General features: G+C 72.4%; 13 protein-coding genes. 9 read left to right on the top strand and 4 right to left on the bottom strand.

Going from position 1 to position 13,644, the window contains the following annotated elements:
- Window positions 1–38: 38 nt before the first annotated feature.
- Genes mptB through WFK95_RS20825 form a run of 5 tightly spaced genes read left to right on the top strand, consistent with a single transcriptional unit; the run spans window position 39 to window position 4,871 of the window.
- A complete protein-coding gene (gene mptB / locus WFK95_RS20805; protein ID WP_374201339.1) occupies window positions 39–1,835 on the top strand; it encodes a polyprenol phosphomannose-dependent alpha 1,6 mannosyltransferase MptB in 1,797 nt (598 codons plus the stop codon).
- A 6-nt stretch (window positions 1,836–1,841) separates the two neighbouring features.
- Window positions 1,842–2,774, top strand: a complete 933-nt coding sequence (locus WFK95_RS20810) for an ABC transporter ATP-binding protein (protein ID WP_336671818.1) — start codon at window positions 1,842–1,844, stop codon at window positions 2,772–2,774.
- Window position 2,775: 1 nt separating this feature from the next.
- A complete protein-coding gene (locus tag WFK95_RS20815; RefSeq protein ID WP_336671819.1) occupies window positions 2,776–3,561 on the top strand; it encodes an ABC transporter permease in 786 nt (261 codons plus the stop codon).
- A 39-nt stretch (window positions 3,562–3,600) separates the two neighbouring features.
- Complete coding sequence (locus WFK95_RS20820; RefSeq protein ID WP_336671820.1) at window positions 3,601–4,581, top strand: COX15/CtaA family protein; 981 nt, start codon at window positions 3,601–3,603, stop codon at window positions 4,579–4,581.
- The gene (locus WFK95_RS20825) at window positions 4,578–4,871 is read left to right on the top strand and encodes a hypothetical protein (RefSeq protein ID WP_336671821.1); all 294 of its coding nucleotides are present in this window, start codon (window positions 4,578–4,580) and stop codon (window positions 4,869–4,871) included. Before WFK95_RS20820 ends, WFK95_RS20825 begins: the two co-directional genes overlap by 4 nt.
- Window positions 4,872–4,898: 27 nt before the next feature.
- On the opposite strand, the gene WFK95_RS20830 is transcribed toward WFK95_RS20825, so the two are convergent.
- Complete coding sequence (locus WFK95_RS20830; RefSeq protein WP_336671822.1) at window positions 4,899–5,468, bottom strand: dihydrofolate reductase family protein; 570 nt, start codon at window positions 5,466–5,468, stop codon at window positions 4,899–4,901.
- 88 nt (window positions 5,469–5,556) lie between these two features.
- Here WFK95_RS20830 and WFK95_RS20835 point away from each other — a divergent pair, with 88 nt between their 5' ends.
- Complete coding sequence (locus tag WFK95_RS20835) at window positions 5,557–6,522, top strand: quinone oxidoreductase family protein (RefSeq protein ID WP_224648671.1); 966 nt, start codon at window positions 5,557–5,559, stop codon at window positions 6,520–6,522.
- On the opposite strand, the gene WFK95_RS20840 is transcribed toward WFK95_RS20835, so the two are convergent.
- A complete protein-coding gene (locus WFK95_RS20840; RefSeq protein WP_224648673.1) occupies window positions 6,511–7,815 on the bottom strand; it encodes an NADH:flavin oxidoreductase/NADH oxidase family protein in 1,305 nt (434 codons plus the stop codon). The genes WFK95_RS20835 and WFK95_RS20840 overlap by 12 nt on opposite strands.
- A gap of 103 nt (window positions 7,816–7,918) precedes the next feature.
- Between WFK95_RS20840 and WFK95_RS20845 the strand changes: the two genes are divergently transcribed.
- Entirely contained in the window at window positions 7,919–8,497 is a 579-nt protein-coding gene (locus WFK95_RS20845) for a TetR/AcrR family transcriptional regulator (RefSeq protein ID WP_224648675.1), read from the top strand.
- A gap of 12 nt (window positions 8,498–8,509) precedes the next feature.
- Here the strand turns inward: WFK95_RS20845 and WFK95_RS20850 are convergent, their stop codons facing one another.
- Both WFK95_RS20850 and WFK95_RS20855 read right to left on the bottom strand, forming a co-directional pair.
- Window positions 8,510–9,139: a maleylpyruvate isomerase family mycothiol-dependent enzyme gene (locus WFK95_RS20850; protein WP_224648677.1), complete on the bottom strand. Its 630-nt coding sequence runs from the start codon at window positions 9,137–9,139 to the stop codon at window positions 8,510–8,512.
- Window positions 9,139–10,119, bottom strand: a complete 981-nt coding sequence (locus WFK95_RS20855) for a heme o synthase (RefSeq protein WP_224648679.1) — start codon at window positions 10,117–10,119, stop codon at window positions 9,139–9,141. The genes WFK95_RS20850 and WFK95_RS20855 overlap by 1 nt, the downstream gene beginning before the upstream one ends.
- A 307-nt stretch (window positions 10,120–10,426) precedes the next feature.
- Here WFK95_RS20855 and tkt point away from each other — a divergent pair, with 307 nt between their 5' ends.
- Window positions 10,427–12,526: a transketolase gene (tkt, locus tag WFK95_RS20860; protein WP_224648681.1), complete on the top strand. Its 2,100-nt coding sequence runs from the start codon at window positions 10,427–10,429 to the stop codon at window positions 12,524–12,526.
- A 7-nt stretch (window positions 12,527–12,533) separates the two neighbouring features.
- Window positions 12,534–13,640, top strand: coding sequence for a transaldolase (gene tal / locus WFK95_RS20865; RefSeq protein ID WP_224648683.1), 1,107 nt, complete (start codon window positions 12,534–12,536; stop codon window positions 13,638–13,640).
- The last annotated feature ends 4 nt before the right edge of the window (window positions 13,641–13,644 follow it).

Below are 13,644 nucleotides of genomic sequence, written 5' to 3' on the forward strand. Positions count from 1 at the left end.
GGGCCGCGCGGGCCCGGGCACCGTCTACTCTTGCGGACGTGCGCGCTACCCCCTCTCTCCCGGCTCCCGTGCGCACGTTCGCGGACTACCTCGGCCTGACCAAGCCCGGTGGGGCACCGTCGGGCATCGCGGCGAGCGGCCCCGGCGGCACGGTGAACCGCCTGCACACCGACGAGCAGCAGTACCCGGACCTCAACGCCCAGGAGAAGCGGACGGTCCGCACGATCGCGACCTTCGGCGGCGTCGGCGCCGTGCTCATCGCCTTCGGCGCGCTGGGCGTGGGCGCGTTCCCGGTGGTGCAGAACCCCATCGCCGGGCGTCGGCTCATCGGTCTCATGTTCCGCATGCAGTCGACGGCGCTGACGGTGACGATGGTCGGCACCGCGATGCTGATGATCGCGTGGGTGCTGCTGCGCAGGTACACGATCGGCTACCTCAACCCGAACGCGCACGCCGAGCCCGCGCCGCCGCGCCGGCTCACCCGCCGCGGCTTCGACCGGATCCTCGCGCTGTGGGTACTGCCGTTCCTGTTCGCGCCCCCGATGTTCAGCAAGGACGTCTACTCCTATCTGGCGCAGTCGGAGATCACCGCGCGCGGGCTGGACCCGTACAAGATCGGCCCCGCCGCGGCGCTGGGCATCGACCACGTCTTCACCCGCTCGGTGCCGAACATCTGGCGCGACACCCCGGCCCCGTACGGGCCGCTGTTCCTCTACCTCGGTCGCGGCATCACGTGGCTGACCGGCGAGAACGTGGTCGCCGGGGTGGTGCTGCACCGCGTGCTGGCCCTGGCCGGCGTGGCGATGATCGTGTGGGCGCTCCCCCGGCTGGCGCGCCGCTGCGGCGTGAACGAGGTGGCCGCGCTGTGGCTCGGCGCCGCGAATCCGCTGGTCATCTTCCATCTCATCGCGGGCATCCACAACGAGGCGCTCATGCTCGGCATGATGCTCGTCGGCATGGAGTGGGCGCTGCGCGCGATCGACTCCGGACTCCCGTTCCTGAACGGCTTCAGCCCCACCCGAGCGGGCGGCCTGCTCACGGCGGGCGCGGCGATGATCGCCCTGTCCGGGCTGATCAAGATCACGTCCGTGCTCGCGCTCGGCTTCATCGGCATGGCCCTCGCGCGACGCCTCGGCGGCAGCTTCCCCAACATCGGCGGCCGCCTGCGCGACTGGCGCACCGCCCTCGCGGAGTGGAGACCGAACGCCGGCCGCACCCTGGTCGCGCTCGCGACGTCCGCGGGCTTCCTGGTGGTCGTGCTGGTCGTCGTGGTGGTCGTGGTCTGCCAGGCGACGGGCCTCGGCTACGGCTGGCTCGACGCCGGCACCCTCGGCACGGCCAACAAGGTCCGCTCCTGGCTCTCCATCCCGACGGTGCTCGGCCTCGGGACCGGGCAGGTCGGGGTGCTCCTGGGCCTCGGCGACCACACCACGGCCATCCTCGCCATCACCCGGCCGATCGCCGCCGCGCTTGCCGCCGTGATCGTGCTGCGCATGCTCATCGCGACGCTATCGGGCCGGATCCACCCCGTCGGCTCGCTCGGCATCTCGATGGCGGCGCTGGTGCTGCTGTTCCCCGTCGTGCAGCCCTGGTACCTGCTGTGGGCGATCGTGCCGCTCGCGGCGTGGGCCACCGCGCCCGGCTTCCGCCTGGCCGCCGTGATCGTCTCCAGCGTGATCTCGGTGATGCTCATGCCGAACGGCGGCGAGATCGAGCCTTACGTGATCGCCAAGGCGGGCATGTCGACGGTCGTCATCGTCGCGCTGGCCGTCTACCTGGCGTTCGAGCTGCCCCGCCACCGCGAACGGCGCCGCCGGCGCAGCCGGGTAGTCTGACTTCCCGTGCCCGCACTGTCCGCGACCTCCGTCACCAAGCGATTCGGCGACGTCGTCGCCGTCGACGGACTCGACCTCACCGTGGAGCGCGGCAGCGTCCTCGCCCTGCTCGGGCCCAACGGCGCCGGCAAGACCACCACCGTCGAGATGTGCGAGGGCTTCGGCTCCCCCGATTCCGGCAGCATCGAGGTCCTCGGCCTCGACCCGGTGGCCGACGCCGCGCGCCTCAAGCCCCGGATCGGCGTCATGCTGCAGGGCGGCGGCGCCTACCCCGGCGCGAAGACCGGCGAGATGCTGCGGCTCGTGGCCGCCTATGCCTCCAATCCCCTCGATCCCGACTGGCTGCTCTCCACGCTCGGCCTGACCGACGTGGTGAACGTCAGCTACCGCCGGCTCTCCGGCGGCCAGCAGCAGCGGCTGTCCCTCGCGTGCGCGCTCGTCGGACGCCCCGAGCTGGTCTTCCTCGACGAGCCCACCGCCGGCCTCGACGCGCAGGCGCGGCTGCTCGTGTGGGACCTCGTCTCCGCGCTGCGCCGCGACGGCGTCACCGTCCTGCTCACGACGCACCTGCTCGACGAGGCGGAGGCCCTCGCCGACCGGGTCGTCATCATGGACCGCGGCCGCGCGGTGGCCGACGGTACGCCCGAGGAGCTCACGCGCCACGGTGCCGAGCACGAGCTGCGGGTGACGGCACCGTCGGGCCTGGACCCCGCGGCCCTGGCCGCCCGGCTGGGCACGGGCTTCACCGCGACGGTGGACAGCACCGACGCGCACGGCTCCGTCTACGTCGTGCGCGGCGCCGAGGTGACCCCCGCGGTGATCGCCGACGCGGCGGCGCACTTCGCGGCGCAGGGCGCCCTGCTGACGGACCTGCGGGTGGGCACGCGGACCCTGCAGGACGTCTTCCTCGATCTCACCGGCCGCGACCTGAGGGGATGACGTGACCCGAACCGAGCCCCGATTCGCCCCCGGCACCTTCCTGCCGAACCCCGAGGCGGCGCGCCCCACGGCGATGCTCGCCGCGCAGACGCGCATGGAGCTCACGCTCCTGCTGCGCAACGGCGAGCAGCTGCTGCTCACCATGTTCATCCCGATCGCGCTGCTCGTCGGCTTCGCCGTGCTGCCCATCGGCGGTGACGCCACCCGCATCGACTCCCTCGTCCCGGCCGTGATGGCCGTGGCGGTGATGTCGACCGCGTTCACCGGCCAGGCCATCGCCGTGGGCTTCGACCGGCGCTACGGCGCGCTCAAGCGGCTCGGCGCGACGCCGCTGCCGCGGTGGGGCGTCATCGGCGGCAAGACGCTCGCCGTGGTGATCGTGGTGATCCTGCAGGCCGTGATCCTCGGCGGGATCGGCCTCGCGCTGGGCTGGCGCCCGGAGCCCGTCGGGCTGCTGCTGTGGGTGCCGATCCTCGCGCTGGGCGTCTTCGCCTTCGCCTCGCTGGGCCTGCTGCTGGGCGGCACGCTCAAGGCCGAGGTCGTGCTCGCGCTGGCGAACCTGCTCTGGTTCGTCATGGGCGCGATCGCCTCGCTCGTCGTCGTGCGCGAGCACGTCCCGGACGCCGTACTGCTCCTCGCCCGACTGTCCCCGTCGGGCGCGCTGACCGAGGCGCTGACCCGGGCGGCGACGCTCGGCGCCGTCGACTGGTTCGGCCTGGCGGTGCTCTCCGCGTGGGGCGTCGTCGGCTCCGCTCTGGCCGTCCGCCTGTTCCGCTTCACCGGTTAACCACTACAGGTCGTAGTAGCCGCGCGGCACCCACGTACGATGATCGGCGTGTACCAGCTCTTCCTGCGCCTCGTCGACCGCCTGCCGCTCCCCAGCGTGAAGGCACAGCAGCGGATCGCGCTCGCCGCTCTGCTCGCCCAGGCGCTGATCGCCGTCACCGGATCGGTGGTGCGCGTGACCGGCTCCGGGCTGGGCTGCCCCACCTGGCCCAAGTGCTTCGACGATTCCCTGCTGCCGATTCCGCAGGACGAGGTCCCGTGGTGGCACCAGGCCATCGAGTTCGGCAACCGGCAGATCGCGGTGTGGATCGTGGTCACCACGTCGATCGCGATCGTCCTGGCCGTGACGCGCGCCCGGCGCCGCCGCGAGATCCTGGTCTACGCGTGGATCCTGCCCTTCTCGACCTTCGCCCAGGGCATCCTCGGCGGCGTCACCGTGCTCACCGGGCTGCGCTGGTGGGTCGTGGGCGCGCACATGCTGGTCTCCTGCGCGATGGTGTGGATCGCCGCGACCCTGTACGCCAAGGTCGGCGAACCCGATGACGGCGTCGAGATCGAGGCGGCGCCCGCCGGCGCCCGGCGGCTGGTCGCCGTCTCCGCGGTGGTCATGTCCTTCGTGCTCGCGGCGGGCGTCGTGGTCACGGCAGCCGGCCCGCACGCGGGCGACCGCACCAATCCGAAGGCCATCGACCGGCTCGACGTGTCGATCCCCGCACTGTCGCTGACGCACGGCCTGCTGGTGGCGGCGTACATCGCGATCCTGATCTGGGCGGCCGTGCTCGTCGTGCGCGGGCCGTCGAGCGAGGCCGTCCGGCGACGCCTGAAGATCGTCTTCGCGGTGGTCGCGGCGCAGTCGCTCATCGGCGTGGTCCAGTACTTCACCGGCGTCCCCGCGCTGCTGGTGGTGCTGCACGTGGCGGGCGCGATGTCGGTGATCACCGAGACCGCGATCCTCTACCGGCTGATGCGGGCGCGGGTGCTGCGCGCCTCCGACGGCACGCCCGATAAGCTGGCAGCATGACTGAGCAGGCCCCCGGCAACGTCGTCTCCCGCCTGAAGCGCTTCGCCGCCCAGCACGACGGGGCGACCGCCGTGCTGCAGAACATGGGCGAGGAGGGCGTGCGCATCACGCTCGTCGGCGGCGACGGGATCATGGGCGACCAAATCGTCGCGAACCCGGCGCAGGCGAAGGACGCGGCCGAGAAGGCCGGCCTCGACACCTCCGAGTGGGACCGCGAGCTGGTCTCCAAGGCCACCACGGAGCCCGGCCACCACGAGCGGATGGCCGGCTACCGGGCTTCGTCCCGCTAATACCCGCCCGCTCGGCGCAGGCCGGGCTCAGGCGCGCTCGTACTGCGCCAGGATCACGCCGATGTCGAACGCGCGGTGCGAGACGAGCTTCCACTGCTGCGGCGCGAAGCCGCCCGCGAACAACGGGATGCCGTCGCCCGCGGTCACCGGGTAGATCTTCAGCGCCAGCCTGTCGACCTCGGACGCGAGCGTCGCGGCCAGCTTTCCGCCGCCGCACAGCCAGATGTCGCCGCCGTCCTCCTGCTTGAGCGCCCGCATGTGCGCGACGGGGTCCTCGGCGACCACCTCGACCTCCGGGAAGTCCGCGGCGGCCAGCGACCGCGAGTAGACGATCGTGCGCAGGTGCGAGTACGGGTCGTTCACGCCCATGTCGGTGCCCAGCGCGTACGTCGCGCGCCCCATCACCACGGTGTCCCACTTGGTGAGCGGCGGCGTGATGCCCAGCGCCTCGTGCAGCCCCGTCGGCAGCCCGTCGCCCCACTCCTCGTTCATCTGCCGCGAGTACTCCTCGTCGACGGGGTAGAAGTCGTACTGGCCCTCGGGGCCGGCGATCCTGCCGTCGAGCGAGACGGCGACGTAGTACACGAGTGAACGCAAGCGAGGACTCCTCGATCGACGGGATGAGCGCGGGCCGGATTCTGCAGCCCCGTCGACCCTGCCACACAGCGTGCGGTAGAGATGAGTCATGCGCGCGATCACGGTGACAGAACACGGCGGCCCGGAAGTCCTGACCTACGGCGAGGTTCCGGACCCGGTGCCCGGACCGGGCCAGGTGCTGGTCCGCACGAGCGCCATCGGCGTCAACTTCATCGACACCTACTTCCGCGAGGGCATGTACCCCACCGCGCTGCCGTACGTCCCGGGCAGCGAGGGCTCCGGCACCGTCGTCGCACTCGGCGAGGGCGTCACGAACCGCGCGGTGGGCGACGTGGTCGCGTGGTGCGACGGGCCCGGCTCCTACGCGGAGCTCGTGACGGTGCCGGCGGAGCGCACCGTCGCGGTGCCCGACGGGGTGGCGCCCGAGGTCGCGGCGTCGGTCCTGCTGCAGGGCATGACGGCCCACTACCTGGCCCACGACTCGCACCCCGTGCAGGCGGGCGACACCGTGCTGGTGCACGCCGGCGCGGGCGGCACCGGCCTGCTCGTGACCCAGATGGCGACGGCGCTGGGCGCCCGCGTGATCACGACGGTGTCGACCGACGAGAAGGAGCGCCTCTCGCGCGAGGCGGGCGCCTGGCAGGTGCTGCGCTACGACGAGGACGTCGCCGCCCGGGTGCGCGAGCTGACGGACGGCGCGGGCGTCGCCGCGGTGTACGACGGCGTGGGCAAGGACACCTTCGAGGCCTCGCTTCTCGCCACGCGACACAAAGGCATCGTCGTGCTGTTCGGCGCCGCGTCGGGCCCCGTGCCGCCCTTCGACCTGCAGCGCCTCAACCCGCTGGGTTCGCTGTTCGTGCAGCGCCCCACCCTGGCGCACCACGTCGCGACGCCGGAGGACTTCGCCCGGCGCAGCGGCGCGGTGCTCGACGGCCTGCGCGACGGCTCGCTGCGGTTCACCGTCGGCGCGACGTACCCGCTGGCGGAGGCCGGACGCGCCCACACGGACCTGCAGGCGCGCCGGACCACGGGCTCGGTGGCGCTACTCCCCTGACAGCGCGGCAGCGGTGAGCGCGGCACCGTCGGCCGGACGCGCGGCGAGCCAGCGGCGGTACCGCCCGAGGGCCCGTCGCACGACGGCGAGGTCGCGGACCAGCGCGAGCGCGGGCAGGACGCCGGGGCGCGGGTCCTTCCCGGCGGCCATGCGCCGCAGCTGGTGGCGGACCTGCGCCATCGAGGCCATGGACGCGAGGGGCTTGTTCTTCCACGTCACGGGCCGCAGGGCGCCGACGGTGCCGTCGCCCGCGCGCCACCGGGCGGGCAGGTCCGGGGTCACGGACAGCGCGGTCCCGATGCCCACGACGGCGACGTTCTCCGCGAGGACGGCCTCGGCGGTCTCGCGACGCGTGATGCCCCCGGTGAGCATGAGCGGGATCTCGCTGGTGACCGCGAGGTCGGCGGCGAGCTCGAGGAAGTAGGCCTCGCGCGCGACGCTGCGGGCGTCGCCGGGGCGGCCGTCGGCCGCGGGGCCGGTCGCGCGGCCGGTCATGGCGGGGCTCTCGTAGCTGCCGCCCGAGATCTCCACGAGGTCGACGCCGAGCGGCGCGAGCATGGCGATCACAGCCTGCGCGTCGGTGGCGTCGAAGCCGCCGCGCTGGAAGTCGGCGGAGTTGAGCTTCACGGCGACGGCGAAGCCCGGCGAGACCTCGGCCCGGATCGCCCGGACGACGTCGAGCAGGAGGCGGGCGCGGTTCTCGAGCGAGCCACCCCACTCATCGGTGCGGGTGTTGACCAGCGGCGAGAGGAACTGGGAGAGCAGGTAGCCGTGCGCGGCGTGCACCTCGACCCCGTCGAATCCGGCCTCTTCCGCGCGACGGGCGGTCGTGGCGAAGCGGGCGACGGTGGCGCGGATCTGCGCCTCGGTCATCGCGGTCGGCGTGGCGAACCGGCTCGAGAGGGCGCTGCCGAGGTCGACGGACTTCGCGGACGGCCCCCAGACGACGCCGGGCATGTCCTTCTGGATCTGCCGGCCCGGGTGGCTGATCTGCATCCAGATGCTCGCCCCGTTCTCCGTGGCGGCCGCGGCCCAGGCCCGGAACGGCGCGAGCGGCGAGCGCGCGTCGAGGACGATCGCGCCGGGCCCGGTGAGCGCCTCGGCGTGGACCATGACGTTGCCGGTGATGAGCAGGCCGGTGCCGCCGGCGCCCCAGCGGCGGTACAGCTCGACGGTGCGCCCGTCGGGCGCCTGCTCCGCGCCCGCGAGGCCCTCCTCCATCGCGGCCTTCGCGATGCGGTTGGGCAGGACGGCGCCGGAGCGGAGCGTGAGCGGGGAGAACAGGTCGGACATCGGGCGCCTTTCGCGACGGTGTAAGCATCGCTCACATCGTGTGAGCGGTGCTTACACTAGATCCACATGTAAGCGGTGTCAACACTGGGGTAGATTGATCAGCATGAGCACCACCTACCACCACGGCGACCTGCCCGGCGCGCTCGTCGGCGCCGCCGTCGAGATCCTCGACGAGGAGGGCGGCGCCACCGACCTGTCGCTGCGCGCCGTCGCCCGCCGGGCGGGGGTCTCGACCGCCGCGCCCTACCGCCACTTCCCCGACCGCGGCGCCCTGATCTCGGCCGTCGCGGCCGTCGGATACCGCGAGCTCGCGGCCGCCCTGACCGCCGCGTCGCCGGCACCGTCGGGCCCGGACGACCTGGCCGACATCGCGATCGCCTACGTCGACTTCGCGCTGCAGCGCACCGGCCTCTTCCGCGCGATGTTCGCCGAGCCCTGCGGCACGGACCCGGACCGCGTCGAGGCGGTGGACCTGATCAAGGCGTACCTGACGGGGCTGATCGGGCAGACCCTGCAGGGCGCCGCGTCGGATTCCGAGGACACCGCGACGGCGGTCTGGGCCCTCGTACACGGGCTGGCGTTCCTGCACCTGGACGGCAAACTCGACGCCTCGTCGCCGGAGGAGGTGCACCGGCGCGTCCGCGCGACGGTGACCGCCGCCCTCGGGATCGCGCAGGCCTGATCGCCGGGCGGCTCAGCGGGAGGCGAACTCCGCCAGGCCCGGGCCGCTCAGCTCGGCGAGGTAGTCGTCGCGCCCGGTGAGCGCCATGACCAGCGCGACGGTGGGCCCGGCGACCTCCGGGCCGTCACCGACGGCGAAGGCGCCGTCGGTCGCGCGCAGCCGCAGGCCGCGGGCCCGGGTCGCCGACGGCAGCATCAGGTCCGAGCCGGCGTAGAACGCCGCGACGCGCTCGAGCACGCCCGCCGGGTATTCGCGCACGATGCCGAGCGGGCGACGGATGTCCTCGCCGTGCACCACGATCTCCCCGAGCATCGCGGCGACGGGGATCGGCGCCTTCGTCCGGCTGGTGCACACGCCGCGGAACTGCCGCAGCGTGTCCGCGGGGGCGTCGCCCAGCCGTTTGGCGAGCCGCTGCGCGACGTTGGCGTCGAAGTCGAAGCGGTTGCGCAGGACGCCCGCGAACCAGACGACGGGATTGTCGGACGCCCCGGCGGTGAGGTGGGCCAGGACCTCGCGGACCGTCAGACCCGCGCAGAGCGACGGGGTGCCCCACCGCTCGTCCGTCAGGGCGCCGAGATCCTCGGCCAGCGCGGCGCGTTCGGCGAAGATCAGCGTCCAGAGGTCGCGGTCGGAGGCGGCCATCAGTGACCGAGCAGCTGCCAGACGGTGCTGTAGTTGAGGATCGAGTCCACCGAGAGCGCGCAGAACAGCACCGCGAGGTAGTTGTTGGACTGCAGGAAGACCTTGAGCGGCTTGATCTCCTGGCCCGCCTTGGTCTGCGAGTACAGCTTGTGGACCGCGTAGAGGAACCAGGCCCCGCACAGCGCCGCGGCGATCGCGTAGACCAGGCCGGCGGCGGGGATCAGCACCAGCGTCGTGATGACGGTGGCCCACGTGTACCAGACCATCTGCCGCGCGACGACGGTCTCCGGCGCGACGACGGGCAGCATCGGGACGCCGGCGGCCTTGTAGTCCTCCTTGTAGCGCATCGCGAGCGCCCAGGTGTGGGGCGGCGTCCAGAAGAAGATCACCAGGAACAGAACGATCGCCGGCCACTCGATGGTGCCGGTCGCGGCAGCCCAGCCGACGAGCGTGGGCATGCAGCCCGCGGCCCCGCCCCAGACCACGTTCTGGGAGGTGCGCCGCTTGAGCAGCATCGTGTACACGAACAGGTAGAACGCGATCGTGACCAGCACCAGCACCGCGGACAGCAGGTTCGCCATCTGCCACAGCCACACGAACGAGGCCGCGGCCAGGACGAGGCCGAAGATCAGCGCGTGCCGGACGGGCACCGCGTGCCGCGCGAGCGGGCGCCGCTCGGTGCGCTTCATCTTCTGATCGATGTCGGCGTCCGCGACCATGTTGAGCGTGTTCGCCGACGCGGCGCCGAGCCAGCCGCCGAACAGCGTCGACAGGATGAGCGGAAGGTTCACGTGGCCGCGGTCGGCCAGCAGCATCACGGGGATGGTGGCGACGAGCAGCAGCTCGATCACCTTCGGCTTGGTCAGCGCGATGTACGCGAGCACCGTCTGCCCGACGCGGCCGGCGAAGGACGCGGGGACCGGCGCGGCCGCCGAGCGAGCGTCTGGGGTGTTCGTCCCGTGCCCGCCCTTGAAAACCATCTGTGCCGCACTCTCTTCTGCCGTGTCCGGACGCGACCGGACGTGACGTTTCTTCCGCGGCCGGGGCTGACCGACCGCGGGCGGTGGGGCAGCTGCCCCGCCGCGGGCCCGCGACCGGCGCCGACCCCATCTACTACGAGCCATGGTAGTCCTCCGACTCCCCGGCGCCGAATCGGGATCGCCGCCGCGAACCGTGGCGGTGGCCACCCGTCGCCCTACCCGGTAGTTTCCGCAGACCGTGCGTCGCCGCCGAGTAGGGTTCACACTTGAGCACGCACGCCCCCACGACCAGGAGAGTCCGCCAGCCGTGACCAGCACCGCCGAGATCCACACCCTCACCACTCCGCATCACCCCGCCGACTGGACCGATCTCGACACGCGCGCGGTGGATACCGCCCGGGTGCTGGCGGCCGACGCGGTGCAGAAGGTCGGCAACGGCCACCCCGGCACCGCGATGAGCCTCGCTCCCCTGGCCTACACGTTGTTCCAGAAGCTCATGGTCCACGACCCGTCGGACACCCACTGGATCGGCCGCGACCGGTTCGTGCTGTCCTGCGGCCACTCGAGCCTCACGCTCTACACCCAGCTGTACCTGGGCGGCTTCGGCCTGGAGCTGGGCGACCTCGAGGCGCTGCGCACCGAGGGCTCGCTGACCCCCGGCCACCCCGAGTACCGGCACACCAAGGGCGTCGAGATCACCACCGGCCCGCTGGGCCAGGGCCTCGCGTCCGCGGTGGGCATGGCGATGGCCTCGCGCTACGAGCGCGGGCTGTTCGACCCGGAGGCCGCGCCGGGGCAGAGCCCGTTCGACCACTTCATCTACGTCATCGCCTCCGACGGCGACATCGAGGAGGGCGTCACCTCCGAGGCGTCCTCGCTCGCCGGCACCCAGCAACTGGGCAACCTCGTCCTCTTCTACGACGACAACAAGATCTCCATCGAGCACAACACCGACATCGCGCTCTCCGAGGACGTGGCGAAGCGGTACGAGGCCTACGGCTGGCACGTGCAGTACGTCGAGGGCGGCGAGAACGTCACGGCGATCGAGGAGGCCACCGCGGCCGCCAAGGCCGTCACCGACAAGCCGTCGATCATCATCGTGCGCACCGTCATCGGCTTCCCCGCCCCGAACAAGATGAACACGGGCGGCGTGCACGGCTCGGCGCTCGGCGGCGACGAGGTGGCCGCGGTCAAGGAGATCCTGGGCTTCGACCCGGCGAAGAGCTTCGACGTGGCCCCCGAGGTCATCGCGCACTCGCGCGAGCTGATCAAGCGCGGCCAGGCCGAGCACGAGGCGTGGAACGTGCGCTTCGACGCCTGGGCCGCCGCCAACCCGGAGCGCAAGGCGCTGCTCGACCGGCTCGAGGCCGGAACCCTGCCCGCGGGCTGGGACGCCGAGCTGCCGACCTGGTCGGTCGACGACAAGGCCATCGCGACCCGCGCCGCGTCCGGCGCCTTCCTCGCGGCCGCCGGCCAGACCCTGCCCGAGCTGTGGGGCGGCTCCGCCGACCTCGCGGGCTCGAACAACACCACGATCAAGGGCGCCGACTCCTTCGGTCCCCCGTCGATCTCGACCGAGGACTGGAACGCGCAGCCCTACGGCCGCACGCTGCACTTCGGCATCCGCGAGCACGCGATGGGCTCGATCCTCAACGGCATCGTGCTGCACGGGAAGACCCGTCCCTACGCCGGCACCTTCCTGCAGTTCGCGGACTACATGCGCCCCGCCGTCCGCCTCGCGGCCCTCATGGACATCGATCCGATCTACGTGTGGACGCACGACTCGGTCGGCCTCGGCGAGGACGGCCCCACGCACCAGCCGGTCGAGCACCTCGCCGCGCTGCGCGCCATCCCGGGCCTGAACGTGGTCCGCCCCGCCGACGCGAACGAGACCGTCGCGGCGTGGAAGGCCACCCTCGAGCGCACCGGCGGCAACGGCCCCACGGGCCTGATCCTCACCCGCCAGGGCGTGCCGATCCTGCCCGGCACGTCCGCCGAGGGCGTCGCGCGGGGCGGTTACGTCCTCAAGGAGGCCGACGGTGCCGCCCCCGACGTGATCATCATCGGGACCGGGTCCGAGGTGCAGCTGGCCCTGCAGGCCGCCGACCTGCTCGCGGCGAAGGGCATCAAGGCGCGCGTCGTCTCCATGCCGTCGGTCGAGTGGTTCCACGCCCAGGACCAGGCGTACCAGGACAGCGTCCTGCCGCCGTCGGTCAAGGCGCGCGTCGCCGTCGAGGCCGGCATCGCCCAGTCCTGGTGGCGCATCGTCGGCGGCTTCGGCGAGGTCGTCTCGCTCGAGCACTTCGGCGAGTCCGCCTCCGACAAGGTCCTGTTCGCTAAGTACGGATTCACCGGCGAGAACGTGGCCCAGAAGGCCGAGCAGTCCCTCGCCAACCTGAAGGGATAACCACACCATGGCTCAGAACCCGAATCTCGCCGCCCTGTACGAGGCCGGCGTCTCCGTCTGGCTCGACGACCTCTCGCGCGGCCTGATCCAGTCCGGCAAGCTCGCGGAGCTCCCGGAGACGGACTCCGTCACCGGCGTCACCACGAACCCGGCGATCTTCCAGGCGGCGCTGTCCAAGGGCACCGAGTACGCGGCGCAGGTCGCCGAGCTCGCCGCCCGCGGCGCCGGGGTGGACGAGACGATCCGCACCGTCACCACCGACGACGTGCGCGCGGCGTGCGACGTGCTCGCCCCCGTCTTCGAGAAGACCGGCGGCGTCGACGGCCGGGTCTCGATCGAGGTCGACCCGCGCCTCGCGCACGACACCGAGGGCACCGTCGCCCAGGCGATCGAGCTGCACAAGATCGTCGACCGGCCGAACGTGCTCATCAAGATCCCCGCGACGCTCGCCGGCCTGCCCGCGATCGCCCGCGTGATCGCCGAGGGCATCTCGGTGAACGTGACGCTGATCTTCTCGGTGGAGCGCCACCGCCAGGTCATGGACGCCTACCTCGACGGCATCGAGGCGGCGGCCGCGGCCGGCCGGAACGTGGCCGACATCTACTCGGTCGCCTCGTTCTTCGTCTCCCGCGTGGACACCGAGATCGACAAGCGGCTCGACGCGATCGGCACCGACGCGGCGCTCGCGCTGCGCGGCAAGGCCGGCCTCGCCAACGCGCGCCTGGCCTACGCCGCGTACGAGGAGATCTTCGGCGCGGCCCGGTTCGCCGCGATCGAGGGCGCGAACGTGCAGCGCCCGCTGTGGGCGTCGACGGGCGTGAAGAACCCGGCGTACAAGGACACCCTGTACGTCGCGGAGCTGATCGCCCCGAACACCGTCAACACCATGCCCGGCGCCACGATGGCGGCCTTCGCCGACCACGGCACGGTCACCGACGGCACGATCATCGGCCGCGCGGAGGAGTCGGCGCAGGTCTTCTCCGACCTGCAGGGCGCGGGCGTCGACCTGTCGGCCGTCTTCGAGCTCCTCGAGACCGAGGGCGTGGAGAAGTTCGAGCAGGCCTGGCAGCAGCTGCTCGACGCGACCGCCGAGCAGCTCAAGACCGGGGCCTAACACC

Origin of the sequence: Tsukamurella sp. USMM236 (assembly GCF_037148755.1) — a bacterium.
Taxonomy (GTDB): domain Bacteria; phylum Actinomycetota; class Actinomycetes; order Mycobacteriales; family Mycobacteriaceae; genus Tsukamurella.

Coding starts and splice junctions, on each gene's coding strand:
- WFK95_RS20820 (WP_336671820.1), top strand. CDS start 3,601: ATGATCGGCGTGTACCAGCTCTTCCTGCGCCTCGTCGACCGCCTGCCG.
- WFK95_RS20825 (WP_336671821.1), top strand. CDS start 4,578: ATGACTGAGCAGGCCCCCGGCAACGTCGTCTCCCGCCTGAAGCGCTTC.
- WFK95_RS20835 (WP_224648671.1), top strand. CDS start 5,557: ATGCGCGCGATCACGGTGACAGAACACGGCGGCCCGGAAGTCCTGACC.
- WFK95_RS20840 (WP_224648673.1), bottom strand. CDS start 7,815: ATGTCCGACCTGTTCTCCCCGCTCACGCTCCGCTCCGGCGCCGTCCTG.
- WFK95_RS20845 (WP_224648675.1), top strand. CDS start 7,919: ATGAGCACCACCTACCACCACGGCGACCTGCCCGGCGCGCTCGTCGGC.
- WFK95_RS20850 (WP_224648677.1), bottom strand. CDS start 9,139: ATGGCCGCCTCCGACCGCGACCTCTGGACGCTGATCTTCGCCGAACGC.
- WFK95_RS20855 (WP_224648679.1), bottom strand. CDS start 10,119: ATGGTTTTCAAGGGCGGGCACGGGACGAACACCCCAGACGCTCGCTCG.
- tal (WP_224648683.1), top strand. CDS start 12,534: ATGGCTCAGAACCCGAATCTCGCCGCCCTGTACGAGGCCGGCGTCTCC.